This window comes from Pelotomaculum terephthalicicum JT, assembly GCF_022410535.1.
GTDB lineage: Bacteria > Bacillota > Desulfotomaculia > Desulfotomaculales > Pelotomaculaceae > Pelotomaculum_D > Pelotomaculum_D terephthalicicum.
Genome location: NZ_JAKNBL010000002.1, coordinates 13,276 through 34,222, shown reverse-complemented (window position 1 = coordinate 34,222; position 20,947 = coordinate 13,276). Strand labels below are relative to the sequence as shown.

At 43.5% G+C, this 20,947-nt stretch carries 20 protein-coding genes; 6 read left to right on the top strand and 14 right to left on the bottom strand.

The genetic code is table 11. The features are described from left to right. Positions 1-10 precede the first annotated feature (10 nt). From L9W92_RS02470 to L9W92_RS02445, 6 genes are all read left to right on the top strand, one after another. Positions 11-1,837: a VirD4-like conjugal transfer protein, CD1115 family gene (locus tag L9W92_RS02470; RefSeq protein ID WP_240082202.1), complete on the top strand. Its 1,827-nt coding sequence runs from the start codon at positions 11-13 to the stop codon at positions 1,835-1,837. 6 nt (positions 1,838-1,843) lie between these two features. Beyond that, the gene (locus tag L9W92_RS02465) at positions 1,844-2,110 is read left to right on the top strand and encodes a helix-turn-helix domain-containing protein (RefSeq protein ID WP_240082201.1); all 267 of its coding nucleotides are present in this window, start codon (positions 1,844-1,846) and stop codon (positions 2,108-2,110) included. 78 nt (positions 2,111-2,188) lie between these two features. Next, positions 2,189-2,389 (top strand): hypothetical protein, encoded by a 201-nt coding sequence (locus L9W92_RS02460; RefSeq protein WP_240082200.1) that lies wholly within the window; start codon positions 2,189-2,191, stop codon positions 2,387-2,389. A 5-nt stretch (positions 2,390-2,394) separates the two neighbouring features. Beyond that, the gene (locus L9W92_RS02455) at positions 2,395-2,694 is read left to right on the top strand and encodes a helix-turn-helix domain-containing protein (RefSeq protein ID WP_240082199.1); all 300 of its coding nucleotides are present in this window, start codon (positions 2,395-2,397) and stop codon (positions 2,692-2,694) included. Between the two features lie 41 nt (positions 2,695-2,735). Next, complete coding sequence (locus tag L9W92_RS02450) at positions 2,736-3,071, top strand: hypothetical protein (protein ID WP_240082198.1); 336 nt, start codon at positions 2,736-2,738, stop codon at positions 3,069-3,071. 10 nt (positions 3,072-3,081) lie between these two features. Further along, on the top strand, positions 3,082-4,107 hold the full coding sequence (locus tag L9W92_RS02445) for a GGDEF domain-containing protein (RefSeq protein ID WP_240082197.1): 1,026 nt from the start codon (positions 3,082-3,084) through the stop codon (positions 4,105-4,107). 96 nt (positions 4,108-4,203) lie between these two features. Here the strand turns inward: L9W92_RS02445 and L9W92_RS02440 are convergent, their stop codons facing one another. From L9W92_RS02440 to L9W92_RS02375, 14 genes are all read right to left on the bottom strand, one after another. After that, positions 4,204-4,854 carry a hypothetical protein gene (locus tag L9W92_RS02440; protein WP_195198674.1) on the bottom strand — a complete coding sequence of 217 codons (651 nt, stop codon included), beginning with the start codon at positions 4,852-4,854 and terminating at the stop codon, positions 4,204-4,206. Then, positions 4,854-5,510 (bottom strand): vWA domain-containing protein, encoded by a 657-nt coding sequence (locus tag L9W92_RS02435; RefSeq protein ID WP_195198675.1) that lies wholly within the window; start codon positions 5,508-5,510, stop codon positions 4,854-4,856. The genes L9W92_RS02440 and L9W92_RS02435 overlap by 1 nt, the downstream gene beginning before the upstream one ends. An 82-nt stretch (positions 5,511-5,592) precedes the next feature. Continuing rightward, positions 5,593-6,672, bottom strand: a complete 1,080-nt coding sequence (locus L9W92_RS02430; protein ID WP_240082196.1) for an EcsC family protein — start codon at positions 6,670-6,672, stop codon at positions 5,593-5,595. Positions 6,673-6,676: 4 nt separating this feature from the next. Further along, complete coding sequence (locus L9W92_RS02425; RefSeq protein WP_240082195.1) at positions 6,677-7,714, bottom strand: macro domain-containing protein; 1,038 nt, start codon at positions 7,712-7,714, stop codon at positions 6,677-6,679. A gap of 72 nt (positions 7,715-7,786) precedes the next feature. Further along, positions 7,787-8,971, bottom strand: coding sequence for a hypothetical protein (locus tag L9W92_RS02420; protein WP_240082194.1), 1,185 nt, complete (start codon positions 8,969-8,971; stop codon positions 7,787-7,789). 18 nt (positions 8,972-8,989) lie between these two features. Next, the gene (locus L9W92_RS02415) at positions 8,990-9,382 is read right to left on the bottom strand and encodes a hypothetical protein (protein ID WP_195198678.1); all 393 of its coding nucleotides are present in this window, start codon (positions 9,380-9,382) and stop codon (positions 8,990-8,992) included. Positions 9,383-9,468: 86 nt separating this feature from the next. Further along, positions 9,469-10,176, bottom strand: a complete 708-nt coding sequence (locus L9W92_RS02410) for a hypothetical protein (RefSeq protein ID WP_240082193.1) — start codon at positions 10,174-10,176, stop codon at positions 9,469-9,471. Between the two features lie 3 nt (positions 10,177-10,179). After that, complete coding sequence (locus L9W92_RS02405; RefSeq protein WP_195198680.1) at positions 10,180-11,952, bottom strand: DUF262 domain-containing protein; 1,773 nt, start codon at positions 11,950-11,952, stop codon at positions 10,180-10,182. A gap of 33 nt (positions 11,953-11,985) precedes the next feature. Then, entirely contained in the window at positions 11,986-12,597 is a 612-nt protein-coding gene (locus L9W92_RS02400) for a hypothetical protein (RefSeq protein ID WP_240082192.1), read from the bottom strand. 22 nt (positions 12,598-12,619) lie between these two features. After that, the gene (locus L9W92_RS02395) at positions 12,620-15,139 is read right to left on the bottom strand and encodes a DEAD/DEAH box helicase family protein (RefSeq protein WP_240082191.1); all 2,520 of its coding nucleotides are present in this window, start codon (positions 15,137-15,139) and stop codon (positions 12,620-12,622) included. After that, positions 15,136-17,577 (bottom strand): site-specific DNA-methyltransferase, encoded by a 2,442-nt coding sequence (locus L9W92_RS02390; RefSeq protein ID WP_240082190.1) that lies wholly within the window; start codon positions 17,575-17,577, stop codon positions 15,136-15,138. The genes L9W92_RS02395 and L9W92_RS02390 overlap by 4 nt, the downstream gene beginning before the upstream one ends. 14 nt (positions 17,578-17,591) lie before the next feature. Further along, on the bottom strand, positions 17,592-19,295 hold the full coding sequence (locus L9W92_RS02385) for a DUF2326 domain-containing protein (RefSeq protein ID WP_240082189.1): 1,704 nt from the start codon (positions 19,293-19,295) through the stop codon (positions 17,592-17,594). Next, the gene (locus L9W92_RS02380; RefSeq protein WP_240082188.1) at positions 19,273-19,512 is read right to left on the bottom strand and encodes an ABC-three component system middle component 7; all 240 of its coding nucleotides are present in this window, start codon (positions 19,510-19,512) and stop codon (positions 19,273-19,275) included. The genes L9W92_RS02385 and L9W92_RS02380 overlap by 23 nt, the downstream gene beginning before the upstream one ends. Continuing rightward, positions 19,490-20,926: an ABC-three component system protein gene (locus tag L9W92_RS02375; RefSeq protein ID WP_240082187.1), complete on the bottom strand. Its 1,437-nt coding sequence runs from the start codon at positions 20,924-20,926 to the stop codon at positions 19,490-19,492. The genes L9W92_RS02380 and L9W92_RS02375 overlap by 23 nt, the downstream gene beginning before the upstream one ends. Positions 20,927-20,947 lie beyond the last annotated feature (21 nt).

The following is a 20,947-nucleotide window of genomic DNA, read 5'->3' as shown; positions in this document are numbered from 1 at the left end:
AGTTTCACCTATGCAATCCCAAGTCTACATCTTATTTGCAGCGGCCGCCGTGATGTTTCTCGTCATCGGCGGCCTTTCTCTTTTAGCCCATTATTACACCCTCAACGGAATTAAATCCCGCACGGTGGGCGATGGGCAGCATGGTACGGCACGATTTTCCACCAAGCAGGAAATCAAAAGCATCTACAAGCACATTCCTTTCCAGCCGGAGCTGTGGCGGAAGGGAGAAAATCTCCCCGCTGTTTCGGAGCAGGGCATCATCCTCGGCAGCACAGGAGCAAAGAACAAAGTCACGGCGCTGGTGGATACCGACGACGTCCACTGCCTCATGATCGGCGCGTCCGGTGTGGGTAAGACAGCGTTTTTCCTGTACCCCAATTTGGAATATGCCTGCGCCAGCGGTATGAGCTTTCTGACCACCGATACCAAGGGGGACCTGTTCCGCAACTACGGCGCCATTGCCCGTGACCATTACGGTTACCATGTGGCGGTCATCGACCTTCGAAATCCCACACGCTCGGATGGCAACAATATGCTCCAGCTGGTCAACACCTACATGGATTCGTATCTTGCCGATGAAAACAACCTTGTGGCAAAGGCCAAGGCGGAGAAATATGCCAAAATCATCTCCAAGACCATCATCAATGCCAGCAGTGAAAACTACGGACAGAACCAGTTTTTCTATGATGCCGCCGAGGGGCTTCTGTCCTCCATCATTCTGCTGATTGCAGAATATCTGCCGCCCACCAAGGTGGATGGAAAAAAGGTGGACTGCCGCCATATCATCAGCGTGTTCAAGCTGGTGCAGGATTTGCTGGCGCCCAGCAAGGTAAAGGGCAAAAGCCAGTTCCAGCTCCTCATGGAAAAGCTGCCGCCCGACCACAAGGCCCGCTGGTTTGCCGGGGCCGCCCTCAACTCCGCGGAGCAGGCTATGGCGTCGGTGCTGTCCACCGTGCTGTCCCGGCTCAATTCGTTTATCGACAGTGAAATGGAGCAGATTCTCTGCTTTGAAACCGCCATTGACGCGGAGAAGTTCTGCAATGAAAAATCCGCGCTGTTTATCGTCCTGCCCGAAGAAGATCTGACCAAATATTTCATGGTCAGCCTGATGATCCAGCAGCTCTACCGGGAAATCCTCGCGGTGGCGGATGAGAACGGAGGCAAGCTGAAAAACCGGGTGATGTTTTACTGTGACGAGCTGGGTACCCTCCCCGCGATTGAATCGCTGGAACTGATTTTTTCAGCCAGCCGCTCCCGCCGCCTTTCCATGGTACCCATTATCCAGTCCTTCGGCCAGCTTGAAAAGAATTACGGCAAAGAGGGTGCGGAAATAATTGTGGACAACTGCCAGGACACTATCTTCGGTGGCTTTGCACCAAACAGCCAGACGGCCGAAGTGCTGAGTAAGGCGCTGGGCAGCCGCACCGTGATGAGCGGCAGTATCAGCCGTGGCAAGAACGATCCCAGCCAGTCTTTACAGATGATGGAGCGTCCTCTCATGACGCCGGACGAGCTGAAATCCATTCCCAAAGGAAACTTTGTCGTCATGAAAACCGGTACTCATCCCATGCGGACAAGACTGCGGCTGTTTTTGGATTGGGGCATCCGCTTCGGAAAGCCCTATACTGTAGCGGAAAAGGCGAACCGCAAAGTAGTGTACGCCGATAAGCAGACGCTGGAGGAAAACATTGTTCGCAAGCACACAGCCTGTCTGATGGTGGATGAGGAAACGGGCGAAATCCTTGAACCGCCCACCGGTACCGGCGCACTTCACACACCTGTGGCAGAGCCGCCCGCAGAGGCACTAAAGCGGCGCAGCCATGTCAGAACGGAGTGATAACGAATGAGCTATTTTAACCACATTTATTCTGCTTCGCCCGATGAACTGCCCCATCGGGCGAGGGCTGTTTATATTTACCTTCGCGACCGTGCGGGAAAGGGATCAGACTGCTGGCCCGCGGTTAAGACCATTGCTGCCGACCTACAACTCTCCCGCAGCACCGTCAAGCGCGCCCTGCATGACTTGGTTCATGCTGGGCTCATTGAAAAGGAGTCCCGCTACCGGGAAAACGGCAGCAACACCAGCAACCGGATGATTCTAAAAAAATAGCCGAATCGTGGCAAAGCGAAAAGACGGATTTCCCGCCAAGGGGGTATTCCGTCTTTCTGCTGAACCGAGGTGCGGTTCATGATGAACCCACCAGAACCTCTCACTCTAAGAATATTTATTACAGAGAAAGAAGAAATGTATCTTTATATGTTTTTAAGTAACATTCAAAGCGCTATTTATGGAAATGCTACTTCTGTAAACTATAAATATACAAATAAAAATTTAATGTTACAAAGAGAGGTGAGAATAGAATGCGGCAGGCATTGGGAAAGAGAATAAACCAATTGCGTAAAAGCAAGGGGTTAACTTCTGAGCAGCTTTCGGAGCTGTGCGGAGTAAACGCCGTGCATATCCGCAGAATTGAAAGCGGTGGCAGCCTGCCCAGCTTTTCTCTTTTTCTGAAGATATGCAATGTGCTTGGAACTTCTGCTGATTATCTCTTAGGGGATCTCCTGGAACATCCAGTGATACCTGACAGCGTGGAGCAACTCGGCAAACAGCTAAAGCATCTGGAACCGGATCAGATTGATATGGTCAATGAAATGATAGAAGTATTGGTTCGCCATATTACCGAAAAGGAATAATTTTAAGTTAGTCAATGAGAGTCTCCGAAAGGAGGCTCTTTTTGTGCTTTCTTCAACTTGATTTTACGCAAAGTATAACTTATAATGATACATATAAAAATTATAAGTTACATTATAGAGGGATAGGTATGACACCAACTGAAAAAAGAAAACTGATCAAACAGGCAAGCAAATTATATACATTAGGCATTACTGTAGAAAGGAGACGAGAGAAGGTTCGCCGATTGGTGGAGAAAAAAATTCCATATGATTCACCGGAAATGGAAAAGGCTTTGTCTGAATTCCATACTGCAGATATGGAATGGAAACGTCTGGAACAGGAGCACCTAAATTATCGCGCTCAGTTTGGTATCCCCAAAGATGCTCTGATCAAATAAGCACGTATAAATGCTTCAGGAAAAGTTTTTAAATATTGCGAGGAATGCCATGAAAACACACTGCTTTGACGATAAACAAGTTAAGAAAAAAATACAATACTATAACAAGCAACGCATTGCAATATCGGTATTGCTTATTATTGCAGTTGCGATTCTGTTGCTGGTTCCATCACTTGGAGCAGAATCTGCGGTGATCCGAATCGCAGTTTTTGGATCAATAGCTTTTATTTTACTATCCATATTGTTTGTTCTTCCGTGGCAAAGAATTGTACTAATATTTGTAATTGTGACCGCTTATATAACAATTGAATTTTGCTTAGGGAAAATATATCTCAAAGAGTTTTTACTGATGTTACTCTGCAACATATCTACACTTTTAGTTTCTATGAGAATAGCCCGAAATTTTATTCATATGTTACTTTGTGAATATAAAACAATGAGTGCTTTGGCACTGGAAGCAACTACGGATCATTTAACACAACTGCTTAATCGAAAGGGTCTGGAACAAACACTCTCCGCAGCTTTAAACATCTGCAAGCGTGAAAGAAAACTCGTTGGGGTACTTCTGATCGATATAGACTATTTTAAAAGCTATAACGATACATTAGGTCATTTAAAGGGTGACCATATACTACAGCAGGTTGCCCTTCAGATGAAAAGTTGCTTTAAAAGGGAAAGTGATATTATCGGACGAATCGGCGGGGATGAATTTTTGATTTTTATTCAGGATACCGAAGATGAAAAAGTCATAAATATGGCACAAAATCTTCTCGCTTCGCTCTCACAACTGAAAGTGAAATCCTGTGCCAATCAATGCTTATCTGTCAGCATAGGCATTGAAATAAGTATCCCGGACAAACAAGACACAATAAACGATTATTATAATCGTGCAGATAAGGAACTGTATTATGCCAAGAAGAACGGTAGAAACTGTATTTCACATAAGCATACCATCGTCAAAAACCCAAATGGTCCCCAACAGCCAACCGAATCATCTGACCTAAAAATTTTGAATACAAAGTGTGCACGCGAATAAAAACAGAATAAATATGCTATATTCAAAAATGAAGCATGGCCTGAGTAGATTCATACGAAAGGCCAGCTTCAATTTTTGTTGCAAGTATAATGTCCATTATGCCAAGACAGATTGTACTGCCAAACGAATCTTTGGAAAATCGCACTTAATTGAGCCTATTTTTTCAAGAGTTGGGAGAGAAACCGTTTTTCTACGTCCAAGCTCCTTGTTGATAGTATTAGTGGATACAACATAAAAAGTCCACTGTTCCAATTTTAGCGGATTAGCGGTCTGGCGATTTGGATTGGAAAAAAGGCAAAAAACATATGCATCCGAGCGCCTACAAAGATCGTTGCTTTGTCGGCCGACATAACGATAGCCACCTTCCACACCTTCCGCAATGTCGGATGCATATGTTGGACGAATCGAAAATACCGGACGAGAAGGATGGTCTCGTTCCCACTCTTGAATTACGGAGGAACACTTTACTTCAATTCGTTTTCCTCGGTGGATAATATCACATTCACCCCATCCTCTTTTCGGAATGGTTATGCTTTCACCAAGAGCTAATCGAACAATAAATTCTGCAAGATCGCCACGAGGTCCGTCTGCGAGCAGTCGTGACATGGACCATGCCCAAAAATCTGATATATTGGCATCCTGTACGATACCATGCATTTCAAAATTCTCATTACCGGTCAACACGGTTTGTTCACGTTTCATTTTTTCTTCTATGCCACTCCTTCCAGAATGCCTGATATTATTCATTACCTTTTCCGTTTTCCTCTGCGCTGTACATCCTTACGAATGTCTTCAAAGCACGCTTCGTCGACAGTTCCTTTTTCCCGAAATGTCGATACGGCAGCGCTCATTACTTTAAAATTCAATTCCGTTCCCGCGCTGTCCGCCAGATAGTCAACAGCTCTATCTGGGGCAATTCCGAACCGCCCCGCAGTCTGTACAGCGTCGATGTTTGCACCGAGGAAGATAAACTCCCAGCCGTATTTTGCCTTTTGCCGCTCAATCTGTGCTTTTATCTTATCGGCGGAATATTCGCGGCTTGCGTTTTCCTCGCCGTCGGTAATAATTACGAACATCACCTTTTCAGCTCTATAGTCGTCGGCTGTGTTCTTTTGTGCATTGCCGATTTTATGAATCGTCCTGCCGATGGCATCAAGAAGCGCTGTGGAACCGCCCACCTGATACTCTTTCTCAGTGATTGGATTGACAGCCCTAATATCAATGCGGTCATGAAGCAGCTCGTAGTTATTATCAAATAACACCGTAGTAATGCGGCATTCACCCTCAACCGCCTTTTGCTTTTCAAGCATGGAATTATAGCCGCCGATCGTGTCTCTTTCCAAACCACTCATTGATCCGCTTTTGTCCAGTATAAAAACCAGCTCTGTTAATCCCTTTTTCATTGCTATGTCCTCCTTAAGTTTTGTTGATGACTTAAGGATAACAGCTCCAGCGAGGCGAGTGGTCACTTCGAAAGCGACAATTTTAATCGGTTTTGTTCTCGTTTACAATTATGTCGGTATCAATAATGATACAGTCTTCACCGCTAATCTCCATGATGCGGTTTTCTTTTTCTAAAATGAATCGTTTCTGATAAAACACATCAGCGTAGTCTAATACCTTTTTCATTTGTGCCGCATCTATAAATGCCCCCATTATTGCCGAAACAAAAGGAACTCCTTTTTTTATAACCTCTTTTGTCAGTTTTTTGCCAATTTGTTCGAACACCTCTCTGAACAGACTATTTTCAAGCCCCTTTTGCCCCGCTTTATCGAGTGCTTTTTGCGCAGCTTTATTCGCCAAAGCTCTCATTTGTGTCATCAAAAGAGGAATACCGCCTTTTGAAGCCATATCAGACCAAGTCTTTTGGGACGTTTGTTTAATCATAGAAGCTTGACTCATTAGCATTACTTTACTGATTGTAGCTGTCAATTCGTTATTTACATCTTGTTGAGTCGGACTTAATGCTTTTGTAAAAACTTCGCTTGCAATCACTAATTCTTCAACGCTATTCTTTACATCGTAGCCGTAATACATTGCTATCGATTGTACGGCTCTAAAGTAAATAAATGTACTCAGGACTAAGTTGAAAGGTATTCCTGCAAAACCAAAAAAACCTGTTGCGCCGCCCTCTGCAAAAGCGATAAAAAAGTCTTGAGTTTTATATGAGGATACCAGTTTTGATATATTGTAGCTGCGTGCAAAGCAAATGTCCTCAAAGTCAGAAATAGAGATATCTGGTGTTGCTTTATTTACTTTTGATATGATTGCCTGTTCACTAATTGAAGTTTTAGCAGCCATCTCTTCAACGTACTTAAATCCTTTAGCAATCAGTTCAAGAGCCTGTCGGTATATTTCCTGTTCTGATATAGCTGAGGATACGCCGCTCCCTAAAGATTTAACTTTGCTGGGGATAATTTCTTCAACTTTCGAGCCGACCTCTTTCAATTTTTTTGATACTTTGCTCGGCTCAATTAGTTTATTATAACGCTCCGTCAGTGTATCGAGGGCGTTTGCTTCTTTAGTATCAATGATTGGTTTAGGAATAGGAAGATTTTGTTTCATTTAATCAGCCTCCCAGCAGCGGCTGGTCGTATTCGAACAGCACTTCGTTTATCTCAAAAACATCATACTTGCCGTTTGTGATAAAATACTCCACAATTACGTCAAACTTAACGGCGTGAGAAAGTGCATATCCCGCACGCTTCAAAAGATCATCGGTTTCGTCAAGGGATAACTCCAGCGCCACGGCAAGGGCAATTGCTGTGCGCTTGCTGGGCATATAGCCTGTGTTGCTCCGAATTTTAGAGAATAGCTTGCGGTCAAGGTTTGCCCGTTTATAGACTTCCACATCCGTCTTACCCTTGGCATCAATCAAGCGGAGCAACGTCTTCGAGAACGGCTCATCAAGGTTGCCGACCAAATCGTCGAGTGGAGCAGGGGCGCCAACGGACGGAGCAAGCAGATCTTTTAGAAAAGGTCCGTTGTACTTACTTGCGCTTTTATCGGCTTCCTCTAAGGCTTCCAATTCCACATCAAGCAGTTCCCGCCGTTGAGTTTGGCGCGGATGCGCATCGGCGTAGTACTCGTCAATATAGCTGTCCACCTCACCAAGCAGTTCGCGGCTTATGTTAAACGCCGATTTATCAAATACCACAAGAGCCACATCAATGTCATGGCCAGATAGAAAGTCCTGAATAGCCGAGGTAGCTACTTTTAGTGCTTTATCCTTTGGATAGCCATATATGCCGCTTGAAATTAACGGAAATGCTATACTTTCACAATTATTTTCAACGGCGCGTTTCAGTGAATTTGTGTATGCGGCACGAAGATCTTTCTCATTCTTTGCCTCATTCCAATGTCGATAAACCGGACCCGCCGCATGAATGACAAACTTCGCCGAAAGATCAAACCCCGGCGTGATAACGGCATCACCAGTCTTTATCGGTGCGAGTTTATCGCAGGCAGATTGGAGCTGCGTTGTTCCCGCTGCTTTAAATATCGCTCCGCAGACCCCGCCGCCCATTTGCAATTCGGTGTTAGCTGCGTTGACGATGGCGTCAACTTTCAGCTTTGTTATATCTTGACGGACAATAGTAAACGGCATTAACACACCTCCTCTCTTGTTATGAACCATTATTTATCTACTTTTTTAACGTCGCTGAATTATACAATGCCTTTACTTTTGAAGATGGGCAATACTATTGGAAAGATATTCATCTACAGCAATCGAACCAGAGAGTTCTTTAATCAACTGATTGCCGAGAGAGAAATCTGATACCATAGCACATAATTTAATTAATTCTACGACACAGTTAGAATTTTTACTTGCCAAAGAATACGCCTTTTTCATTTCATGATAAGCCAATGTAATAAGTCCGCTATCCCTCAGAGCATCAGCTCTATTAAAAAGCGTATCATAATTCAAATTCATTTTGCATAGTGCATTTGCCGCCCATACTCCCCGGAACCCAACCTCATTGACAGCTATTGCATACAACTCCTTATATGCAAGCTGCAGATATGGCGCGGCTTTCTCTGTTGCGAAAGGAGCCATGCCTAACTCATAAAAGCCTTCGCAATATGAGTTTACATATTTTAAATCTTCTTGTATTACATCTGATGTAATATCATATATGATAAACTTATCAGTCTCTAAAGAAGCAGGAAATGCTTTTTTACAAATCGCATAGGTACATGTTGTATCAAAAAGAATTTTTACATTATCCCTCAAAGTCCAAATCCTATAAGAAAAGTCAAGCCCTCCGAAATCGCCATGAAGTATCTGCTTTTGAAACTTAAAAAACTCTGCATTTTCCGCCCAAGCAACAATATGGTATTTTTCTCCGTTGTCTACCAGAAAGATTGTCAAGTTGCTTTTTGAAACCTTTGAAATTTCTGCTTCTGTGTCAATATAAATGTTCCCATCATAAAAAGTAAAGGCGTTTTGAAAATCTTCCAGATAAGGAATGATAACAAAAACCACCTCGTTTTTACCTTTTGAATAATCAGCTGTTATTTTGTCATATTTCAAGTTAAGTGAGTAATCGCTAAGGTATTCATCCAGTTCTTTTGCATATGTCTTGTAATTAGGAAATCTATTGGCCTTCAGCATAAATTTGCGGTCATGGTCTGCAAAATCCTGGTGCAAGCTTTCGTGATAAACGACGGATGCCAAAGCTTCATAAGAAATGTCATTACTATTTAATGCCCGGCTAATAGTAATCTGATTATTATATAAATCGTATTTGCCATTGATGGCTGTCCAGTGTTCATCAGACCATAAGATATTAGGGCGTGGTAAAGCTTTTGATGCATAGTACTTTGTGCGTACTTCATCAAGTATTTTATCTAAGTCGTACATTGTATTTGCTCCTGTTAATCATTTCTCTATTAACCAGAACTTTCTTTCGCTTCCAAATGCGCCTTTATCACGTGGCTCAAAGCCCAATGTTTCGCAGTATCTTGCATATTCCTTATTTAAGATAGAATTGACCGAAGGTTTGGCACCCAAAATTCTTGATATAGCCGGATTAGTCTCTTTCCCGTCTTTTTCCACGTTGTTCAAATGAGCGTCCATTGAATTGTCAGCGTAACCAATGAATCTACTGGGATAAAATCTATAAACGCTGGAATCTTCCATCGCAACAAAGCAAGTTCCGTTTTTGATTAAGTTAAGGGCAAAATCATATTCCGGATCAACTTGAGCATTGAGGTATCCATCTAAAGTTTGGATGTTCGTGATTAATTCATTTAAATTAGAAACGGTTTTCATAATTAATTAGTGCTCCTTTTCTTTGTTTTGTAACATTTTTTTAATACTCCTCTTTCCAGAAAAAGCAAACTTAAATCCGATTTTCGTTATGTAATTTCAAATTTTAACTTTTTATTCAAAGAAGGCGAATTTTCATTCTTTTCACGATAGGCCCAAAGGATTTTATCAATTTTCCTTGGCGTCCATGTGCCAGTCTGAAATATTCGATTCAATTCGTCTGCCTTTGCACGCAACACCTGTTCAAGCATTACGCCATCTGCAAGCGTCAACGCCTCTGGGCGCATCCGAACAAGATTTTCAAGTTCATTTAACTCATTAATGCGCAGCAAGGACTTCACTACAAATTGATCAACAGTCCCAAAATAATCAGGGAATAAAACTGAAAGTAATCCTGACGCTCCGGCGATGCCCAAACCTCGAATCCTGCTTGCGATCTCAAGTCCAGTACGAATTTGTGCCTTATCAAAAGAAAACAACTCGTTCTGAATCTCAGCCAGTGTGGTGATGTCAGTCAAATGCCTTTTTAACTGTGCGCGGGTGGTGGCAAGCCGATTTTTGGCAGTATATTTCCAGACAAAGTAAGTGTCGTGGAGAAAAAGATAAAATGTCTCAACATTCATATGTTTTATGTCATCTGGATTTAACATCTCAAGCGATTTTTCCAGATTTCTATTCGCATCAGAAACCTGATTCCAATAACAATTCTCGGCAATCAGCCAGTCGTCTTGGCGGGTAGAAGACCACAGCTCTTCAATTTTCAGTTCCATCATCCATCCCTCAAGTTCTTTTCTCACACGCTATCCTTGCAGTTCCTTTTTTAATCTATCAATTATTAAAGCTTCACGGGCTTCTAAAAATTCCGGGAAGTTTGTAAACGCAAGATCAACGCCAGCGGGTATCAGATGTTTCTGCCGATAGGCAGTCTTTGCCTCTTCTGTAGGCAGGTTATCCTCAAACCACTTCTTAAAATCTTTATTGGTTTTTGATGTATTGTCCAGCCCCTCAAGTAATTGAAGGTTGCCTATGTAATTGAAGTTCTCCAAGAAATCTGAAATTCTATCCGAAGGAACTCCCATCTTGCGAAGCTTGCGCTCTGTGAACTCTGCTTTTGGGAAAATGTGATCCATATGAAACAAATTGTGCAAGTCTGCCCAAGGGTAGAGAACCGACATCACTGTCAGCGTATCACCTTGTCCATATTTGAGATACAGCAGATTTTCAATGTCAGCATCCGTAAATTCATGTGTTCTGTTTGTTCCCTTAAACCGCTCAATAATTTGTTCAAGCGGAAAGATCGAACCATCGCTTTTAGCGATTATCTCCCGAATAGGGCGCAGGACACCATCAGGCTGGGAACTGAACACACGCTTCAGCATGGCGCTTACAAGCCATTTTTTGATTGCCCTAACGTTCTCAGCATTTTTGGGTGATGCCGCAAAATTTGAAGGCAAGCCTATGTGTTTAATATAATAGGCGATAGGTATGAACAGGTTATTTGATGTCAGGTTATCTCTGTTAAAACCCAGTCTGGCGGCAAGGGTTACCGCTTCTCGCAGGGCAGCCATAATATTTGACCATTCCGACTGTATCTTCATCATATTAGTGTGATTGAAGTTATCAATTTTGAATGCTATGTCAGGGAAATCACACAGGACTAAGCAGGCTTTGAGTATAAAATCTTTATTGACATTGAATCCTCTGCCAATTGCGTTTATTTCGTCAACTGCACTATGAATTTCCTCACGGGCATCCAGATCATCCCATTGTGCAGAAGCAATGGAAAGGAGAAGGTCGGAGTAACTGAGTGGTGTTCCTCCGCTGTTTACACGAATAAATATGTTGAGGACTTTGTCCAGTTTATCGCTCTTTTCAAGATAATAGCTGATCGTTCCATCGGCGTGAATTGCTTGCCACAGTTTACTAAGTGTTTCGGTGGCAAATTCTGCTTTCTCCTCATCATATGAGCCTTGTCCGATTTTAACAAGATAGCTGTTGACTTTTTGGAGGTACTTCATCGCATCGGACAGTTTATCAAACCCCAGTATATCCCCAACGAAAAACCAGTAGTGGCTATCGTCATTTTTGCACTCATCAGAAGTAAGAAATGCAAAATCATAAAACCAGTCATCGTCATCCGATTTTTTCAATAAGTTCAGATAAAGCTTTCTTATCGGGTAGGCTTTCGGATTGTCATACCGCATATATGGTTTTTTATAGGCGTATGTCCCCATTAATCCTAAATACAGCGATGTCAAGCGTTGCTGGCCATCAAGAATAGCAGTGACGGTCTCGTTGCCGATAATACTTGCTTTCGGATTGTGCCGGCCATCCTTTTTCTGTTCGTGATAATTCCGAAGAAATTCATAAAAAACAAACTCCTTCACGTTAGCAGGGCTAACCTCCCAAAACAGAAAGGAACCAATAGGATAGCCAAGCATCAGGCTGTCAAACAGCTGGGTTATTTGGTCTACATCCCAAACAAATTCACGTTGAATAGACGGCAGCAAATATTTTTTGCTATGTATATTAGCGATTGTTTCCTTAATTGTTAGAGCAGTTTGAAAAGCCATAAAGTACCTCCAAATCTTTTTATTGGTCTGTTATTATCTGTCAATCGGCGTCTTAGCCAATGAAATTACTGTGTCGCGCAATTCGGTAAAAGAACACTTTTTGACACCAAGGGCCAGTAACGTATTTAACCCTATTGATTTTTGATTGCTAACGGCAGTGTCCAGAGCTTCTGTAGTAATGGGGTAAAAATCCCACTGTGCTAAGTCAAGCGGGTTTACCAACTTCTGTTCTTTGCAGTTTTGAACGCAAAACACATAAACGTCCGCTTGGCGCATAGCAATTTCCGCATAAGTATTCGTAACCGACTCCCAAGCCAGAGTTTCACGGATGCCAAAACGAATATTTGATATCCTCTTTTGCGCCCAACTCTGCAAATAGGCTGAGGTTTTCACTTCGATTTTTATTCCTTCGGGTGTCAACACGTCAAAAGCTCTCCAGCCTTCGCTAACACCATTGGCACAGTGCATTGCCAGAGAAACAATGTACTCGGCGAGTTTGCCACGCTCCGTATTTCCCATCAGGTCGGAGTATGCCCATCTCCAAAAGTCTACAAGATGAGCGGAGCAGCAGCCGTTAAGGAAACACTCGTCACCATGCTTTTTTTCCACGGTCAGTGCCGGATATTGATATTCACAATTAGCCACGATGTTTCCCCCTTCTTGAAGCTTATTCCTCTGTTTGTGCATCCTCATTAAAGATTCTATCGAGTTCGGCATTAGATGTCACACCGCGGACCCTATTTCTGACGCTCAGTTTTCCCATATCCAAGCGATAGAAGTGATCTCGCTTATCCGCTCCTTTTGCCTTGCGGATTAATTGAATACGTCCGAAATGCTCTCCGTGCTTCTCTGCAAACTTGGCCAATCCGACGGCTTTCGGATAATTATCCTTACGGCTTGAGTCATGCGGTTCCAGTACATCAAAAACATATCCATGTGCATCAGCTCGAACAACAATCAGGTCAGGGAACATCGAAGTTACCACACCGTCCACTTCGTATGGAATTTCCAATGACCACCTTTTACGGTCAAGGTTGCGGAGCCATGCTACAGCACCCTTTTCATCCTTCATTTCTTCCCTGATAACACCAAGTTCCCAGTCATTCAGACTTACCTTGAATTCACCACCATCAGAAGGGATGTAGAGGTGCTTTTCCAGAATTACAGCATCTTCGCCAATTAAAAAATCAATGGTTGGAGGCAGTTCCCAGTCAAGAGCAATTGGGGTCGTTGATGATAGAGCCAGCTTTTTGTAAGCTTCTCTACGATCCTCTTTCAATTTTCGGAATGCTGTTTTATGCATGTCATATAATTCGTTGAACAGCTTGTCTGCAAACGATTCAAGACGCTCCATGGCTGCATTGTCGTTTGTCAACACAATAATTTCTGTTTTTACATCCTTAAAATCACGGACAGCGTGACGGACCCAATATTCCTTGTGCAAACCCTCGCCGAGCACTTTTCCCGCCCGTTCAAAGAGATTGTTGATATCAAATTCTGAGAGCTCCACAATTTCTGATATGTTGTCTGTCGTCCCTTCTGCGCCGCTGCCGTAATCTATGGTAAGCGTTCGCAGCGCCAAGCCGGTAACAGCTTTAGAGATCTCTTCAAATTTGCCGCTTTTCTTCAATTCGGCTATTTCCGATTCAAACTCATCAAGCACCTTTTTCAGTGTGCTTTTTCGAGCTTCAGGGGCAATCATGTCCTGCGTTAGCGCACGGGCAAGCGCAATCAGTCTGCGGAGTGCGGGTTGTTTCCTCGCGGAATCTATGCGATAGGTTATTAAATTCATATCGCTAAATACATCGGCAAATGCAGGATCACGTTTCAGGGTGATGAGCTCCTTATGCGATCCGGTTTCAGCAGGAACAATTGCCTCACTGTCGCGCAATGCCTGCTCCACCATTTTGACTGTTTTTTCATCAAAAAAAGGAAGAAATAGACCTACATTGTTCAGTTCGGCATCAGACTCCACACGACGGGCAAGCGGGGTACGTATCATACGTCCGAGCAATTGAGCGATATAAGTATAATCATTTGCGTGTCGGAACGACATCATTGTTTCGGCACGAGGGCAGTCCCAGCCAGTGGAAAGATTCATTTTAAAGAACACAACGATAGCCTTTTCATCTTCTTCAATGCGGGAAGCATCCACCCTGCGTATATCCAGCCCATGCCTTTTAATGGTCTCGTGTTTATCAAACGTATGAACAACTTCTCCAGCTTGAAGTCTGCGCCCGATCGCATCTTCAAGTATGGAGATGCAGGAATCCAAATCTGTTTGAGTGATTTCCCGTTCATTTCCATCCTCAACCTGAATGACAAGAACAGGGCGGACGGGTTTCTTAATTTCCTCGTGGTCACAATAAGACTGCCATCGTTCACATTTCTTTTTCCAATTGGCAACGGCTTCCTTAAACATCGTCATATCGGCACCGATTGCAATGTCGGGGAAGTGAATAATAACTCTGTCTTTCAAAAGACCGGATTCTCGCACATCTTCAGGAGGAACGACAACTTTTTGTATAGTAGATGTCGTATCGGCCACAAGCTTTTGAAACCGTTGAGGCGTAGCGGTCACTCCGATAATAAGAGGCATAACAGGGAGCCCATCTTCTTTACTTCCTTTAATAAATTTCTGCATGATAGACTGTGCTTTATTTTCGGCCTGTGGGGATGTAAATGTTCCTCTATGCGCTTCATCGATTACAACATAAAAGGACTTGGGCTGACGCTCCGCAGTATTTGCAATTGTTTCCCAAATCGTATATTCGCGCAAATTGGATTTCTGCGTGAGCAGCTTGTCCGAACCGAGCTTTTGTGTATTCAGAAAATAGATGCCGCCGGGGGCAAAATACTCTGCATCGAAAGTCGAGTCAATTACCCGAATGTCCCTTGTGCGAAATTTTTCCGATTTGCTTTCAATTTTCAAACGTGTCTGCTCATTGAGTTCCGGCATATCCGAAAGCCAAACGAAAACAGAATCCGGCTCCGCTACTCCATAGGCATGGCCGAAGATAATATCTTCAAATAAAGCGGTCATAATAATTGTCTTACCGGCACCTGTGGGAGCAGTAAACGAAATGACCTGAGGATCTTTTTCACTCCAATAGGCATGTGCTTTTTTTATCTTCTCATGCAAGTCGGCAAGTGCCGATTCTTGAAACGGAAATAACGTTGCTCTCATAGATTATTCCTCCTGCTCCCGATTACGAAATTATCAATATAGTCGCGGTATAGCTGATAAGTTTGCTCGATCCCAATACCATCCGACATCTCTCTGAACGCTTCCTCAGAGTTTGTAACAAAATATACCGTACCAATATTTTTCGTTTCCAGCAAAGCCTCGGCAAATTTACCGTAGCAGTCTTCATCAAGGAGAACTGCAAAAGAGTTCTGCGGCAAAATCAACATATTCGGCAGTTCCGCACTGTCCAACTCGGGGCGCTTGCCAATCGCTCCAGCTTTCAGCCATAGCAAGGGAAGAATCTCGGCGAATTGCTGACCGAGCGACACGCTGTTTTTGTCAAGAAAGCCAAGCTTGAAGTATTCTACATTAGCGGCGAAACCTTCGCTCATCGGGCGCTTCAGAGGTTCGGTTACCGTGACCGTACCGAGAAGGTCCACGACCTTTTGTCTGATGTTATTATATGTTCGGCTGTCTTTTGCCACGATATAGAAATCGGTTATATGCTCCTGATCTTCAAGGACATTGAGCCATTCATCAGCAGCATCAGAGTCAAACAACACGGACGCTGTATGCTTTTCTGATACAATGAAACGGCTGTCTGCTTTCACGAGAGACTGCGGCAGCTTATCCTTACCGATGAGAGCAACAATCTGCTTTTTCGCAGCAGGGGTAAGTGATGCAGGATTTTCAACAAAGCCAAGCTGATAGAACGAGCGATTGACTTCTTTTGTCGTTGTTTGGTTTGTAAAATATTCGCCTGAAAGCACCGTACCATCAGCCCGTTTGCCGAGGATGCTGTACTCCGTGCGCGGCCAAGTCACCGAACGGCAAATGCCGTGCTTTTCCCATTCTGGATCACCCGGCTGGTATCCACGTTCAGTCAATAGTTGGGCTTCGGCTTCGGAAACCTCGTTGTTGGTGACAAGGATGCAGCGCCGTTTTCCATTGTCCTCAGCGTTCAGCAGATTAACAGCATGAAGAGTCGTTCCACTACCGGCGAAAAAGTCAACAATAAGAGCGGTAGGCTTGTTTTTCATAACTGCAGAAATGGCATCCTTTGTAGAATAAAGAGACTTCGGGAATGAAAACGCTCGTGATTGTCCAATTATCGCTGATACCATGTCAGAACCATATGCACCCGCATCGTGAGTGGTACGATGCCATACGGTTTTTATCACTCTTGTATCATCGTTTACATATTCAATTTCCACAACACCTGTAATTGGATTTCGAGCAACAATTCTTATACCACCGCGCTCAATTTGAAGCTGATTAGGTTGGCTGATGTAAGAAATACCCCATGTCGCTCTTTGCATGTCAAATTTCCCACATGCCACATATCCCTTTTTAATCAAATCATTCAGTGTTTCACTACCCACGCTCCACCGACCATATGACCCATCGCGTCTGATAGGCCATGCAACATCATATCCATCGATCTTATCTCCAAGTACAGGATTCTGGGAAATAGGTAAATAATTCCCAGCACGAATAATCATCTGTTTTTCAGCATCGATTAAAACAGGATAGAACATACTCTCTCTATCAGTTCTCAATGCGTCTGTTCCGGAACGAAGAAGTCCTTTCCATCGAGGCTTTCGATTAGGATTAGGTATATTAAGCAAATTATCTTTGCTGTCTGCAACAAATGCATTCTTAGCAAAGCAAAAGATAGCATACTCCTCTACACGGGAAAAACGGCCTTGAGTTACACCTTTGGGATTCGTGACTGCGGTTATCATTTGAACAAAAAATTCTGGAAAGATATCCTCAAGCATCGTCCGTAAATGATGAACCTCATGTTCGTCAATTGTAACAATAAGAACGCCTGTATTTGGATTAAGAATACGCTTCGCCAATCGTAAACGCTTTTTCATCATCGAAAGCCATTTGCTATGCCGCCATGCATCGGCGGAGTCCACATAGTCATTGTTATATTTCCAGTCCCTTGCCCCTGTGTTATAGGGCGGGTCTATGTATATGCAATCCACTTGTCCCTCGTAAAGGTACTCCAAAAGCTGAAGAGCATGGTAGTTATCCGCTTCAATAATCGTGTGCCAGAGACTGTCATTCGGCGCATTTTCCACTTTCGCAATCGGCTCAAGCGACGGGAAAATCGGCTCGCCGAATTGTGCCACGGATACCAGTTCCGCAATCGGGATGGTTTCAATTTCGTGCGAGTTCTTGTGTTCACAGATGGCGGTCTCACCGTCCATCTTTTTCACGATATAAACACCTGTAAGCTTTCCAGTCTTTCTGGCGACGAAAGACCCGCACCTAAAGGCGACACCGTAAAGCGGCGTATACTCCGGCTCGTGTTCCTCAAACACCAGCCCAAACTTCTTATTTTTTTTGAGACTATCTACTTCGGTTGTCAACTGCTCTCGCAGTGTCGGGTCGGAGATTTGCCTCAGTAGGTTTCCAATACGTGCCATGTGCTTTTATCTCCTTAATCTTCATCGTTTCGCTGTTCTGTTTTTGCTTTATCTTCGGCATCTGATCTGGAAATGGGCTCCGTCTCTGGCACAGCATTTTGCCGGCTCCAAGACTTGCCAAACAATTCATTCCCCACGGACAGGCGGAGAACTGACGCCTTATCAACGATTTTGTATGTATTTGGTGTATAAGTATCTGCCTTATCAAATGCGATGAACACTTGCTTGCCGCTTTCACCGCTTTTCTGATACAAACCAAGTATCTGTTCAAAATCGGCATCCTCTATACGCTTAACGATGCTTGAATCATGAATCAGAACAGGGAGCGGAGTTAAAGCGAGCATACTCAGATCGTATACCACAAGACTCTTAAACGCTGTTCCTTCACTCTTATCATCGGGGGTTTCAAACTCAAAGGTCTTGTCCGGTTTTAGCGTCAATTCTGGTGCGGTTCTGTCACCGCCGGTAATAATATCATTAATTCGCTTCATTTCAGCGTTCACTTCATCCTGAGCAGCGGCGAGAGCTTCTTCTTGCCGCTTACGGAGATTCGCCAGCAGATGTTCAATCTCCTTGCGCTTTTCCATTTGCTCCATTTCGCCTTGCAGCGCTTCATTCTCTTCAACCAGTTTTTCTATTTCCCGTGACACACGTGCGTACTGAGTAAGAATGGATTGCGAGAGAGATTTGGCGACTCCTGAACCCTCGATTTGCTTCTCATAGTTTGCAATATCAGCATCTATGTATTCAATTTGCGGCGTCAGCCGTGCAATTTCTTCCTCAATGTCAGCACGAAGAAAACCGTTGATCTTAGCATGGAAAGCTTCGACATCAGTAAAAGCATCAATTTTAGCATCAGGAAAAAAATGGAGCAGCGCCGAAAAGTCTTTTTTTAGCACTCCGTCATTACCAGGCATGTTGTTGCGGACTGCATTAAGCTGGGATATCAAACGGCTCTTCCGGCGGCTCAGTTTACCCAACTCACTCTTAATTTCAGCAAGCCGCTCCGCTTGCTGCGGATCAATACCCAAAGCGCGCAGGTTGGCCTCTTCATTTTGCCTGCACAGCCTCTCCCGGCGCTTTTCCAGACTTTCTATTTTATCCTTATTCTCGCCAATATCAGCCGTGATATCCGATATGGAACGTTCCGCCTGTTTGCTTGGCTTGATGCCATAGCTTTCTTCGGCGGTTTTCAGATTCTGGATGGCTTCAAACTTATCCAATAATTTCATAAGGTACTCGACAGCCGTTGCCATTGATTCGCGCTCGCTTTGCAGAGGCTTGTGTTCATTATGGCTTCCATGGCCGTAAATACGGAAGAATCTTTCTACAATTTCATCAAAAGTAATACCCCTCAGAAGTATTCTATACTCGTGGAACAGCCATTTGCGATAGTTCGGCACACTCATTTCCTCAATGACATGGAACTGGCTGTCGCAGCGATTCACCACGGACGGGCGGCTTGTGCTTCGAGAAAAAAAGTAGGGAAAACCATCAAATTCAAAGATGAAGTTTATCGTGTGGTGATCAAGATGAGTGATCACATCCTTTGCGGATTTCGGGTAGTTATCCCCTCCAAATACAAAATCCAGTATCAGCAGAAAAGTGGACTTGCCAATAGCGTTGCTGCCATCCGAACTGCCAAGGATGACGTTAAGCCCAGGCCGGAAATCCTCCGGCTGAGTTTTAAACTTCTCACATGTTATCCGCTTTAACATAGTGGAGTACCTCCGTCCCGTCAGGTATTTCTATTTGCCCAAGTTTATACAAACAATCAAGAGCATCAAGAAATATGCTTATTTCCGATACCTTTGTCCGTGTCGCTTCGAGCAGTTCATGCGGGGTCATATCCCGCTCCTCTAATTTCTCCAAGATAGGCGCAAAGAGAGCAATGACGCTATCGGAGAAAGAATTAACTTTGCTTGGTATTTTCATTGAACAAATCACACCTTTTCACTAAATATCCAACAATGATCTCACAGGCGTCTCTATGTCTCTGTCCAACTTGTGAAAATAGTTTTTCAACTAAGAGATCTGCTATGTATTCCTGTGGATCGATGATATCTGATTTTTGCTGTATTCCACTTTCGAGCAGCTTATAAGCGGATTTCATTAACTCCCCAAACATATTCGTGTCAAATCCAATTTCCTGTTCAAGACGGGAGCAAGTGTTTTTTACAGTTTTATATAAGCGAGCCATACTCGCATTAATCTTGTCCTTTAGGAAAGGTTCGTGAATCTTACGCTCAATCTCAACCAAATCTTTGATATCTGTTGGTTCCAGTCCTTGCGCATTCTTTGTCTTATGAACTTCGCGCAGAACAGTCTCTATTTCATCCTGAAACTTAATGCCGGATATTCTGTCAAGAAATGCCTGAATATCCGCACAACGGTGTTTTTTTTCAAGCAACTCTGCTATTTCATCAGATGACATCGCCGGAACAAGAGGAGCACATTCGTTTGTACATAATGCTACCGCATTTTCATAGCTGTCCGCTTCATCTGGTGACTGCTTCAAATAGACAATTTCACAGTTTTTAACCGGAATCTTCCCTCGCTTGGGAATTCCAAGATAACCACCGCAATATAAACACTTACCATTAGCTTCTGACAGCAGAGTAACAAGCAGGGAATCGTCCTGTTTTGATGGCTGAGGTAATTGCTTGATTTTGTCTATCAAATACTCTGCGACACCTTCGGCGAATTCTGTATCGGTCTTTCCGTTTCTATAATCATAAGTGCAGATCCGATCTGACACATTATCCTCAAGGAGCGTTATTTCTTCAATCCGAGATGTGAAGGAAAGAACATACTCTTGTGTAACAGACCGAATCGTCTTTTTGCCGCTTCGGTTCGTAGTGTTTGTGACAACATATAAAAAGACTCCGGCCAAAAACGAATGAAAACAGAATTCGGTTTGGGATGCCAATTCTTTTTTTGTTATGCCATTGACCAGTTCGACTTTCGTATCATCGTAAATACCATGTATTTTCTTCCCATCTTTTTCAGGAAAATCATTACCAATCATGTCTTTAAGCGCCAGGATTATCTGCTTGGATAAATTACTGTCCAACAGTTTGATGACATTGTTCTTAAAGTAGCTGGCTACTTCTTGTGGAACGGCGTTGCGGGCTGGCCCAGTAATATCTTTTGAGAGATTCTGTTCACACCGCAGTAATTTTGATGTGGCATCTTCTCTGACACGATCTGCATTTTCCTGCCCTGAAAAGGTAAACTCATAATTGGGGGCAACAGAATGAAGAAGTGCTTCGCACAACTGCTTATTATCAATATTAACTGCCTTGCACGGAACAAGAATCGCTAAATATGAGCCAAAACATAACCTCATGCCGAAACCCTCCATTCAAAC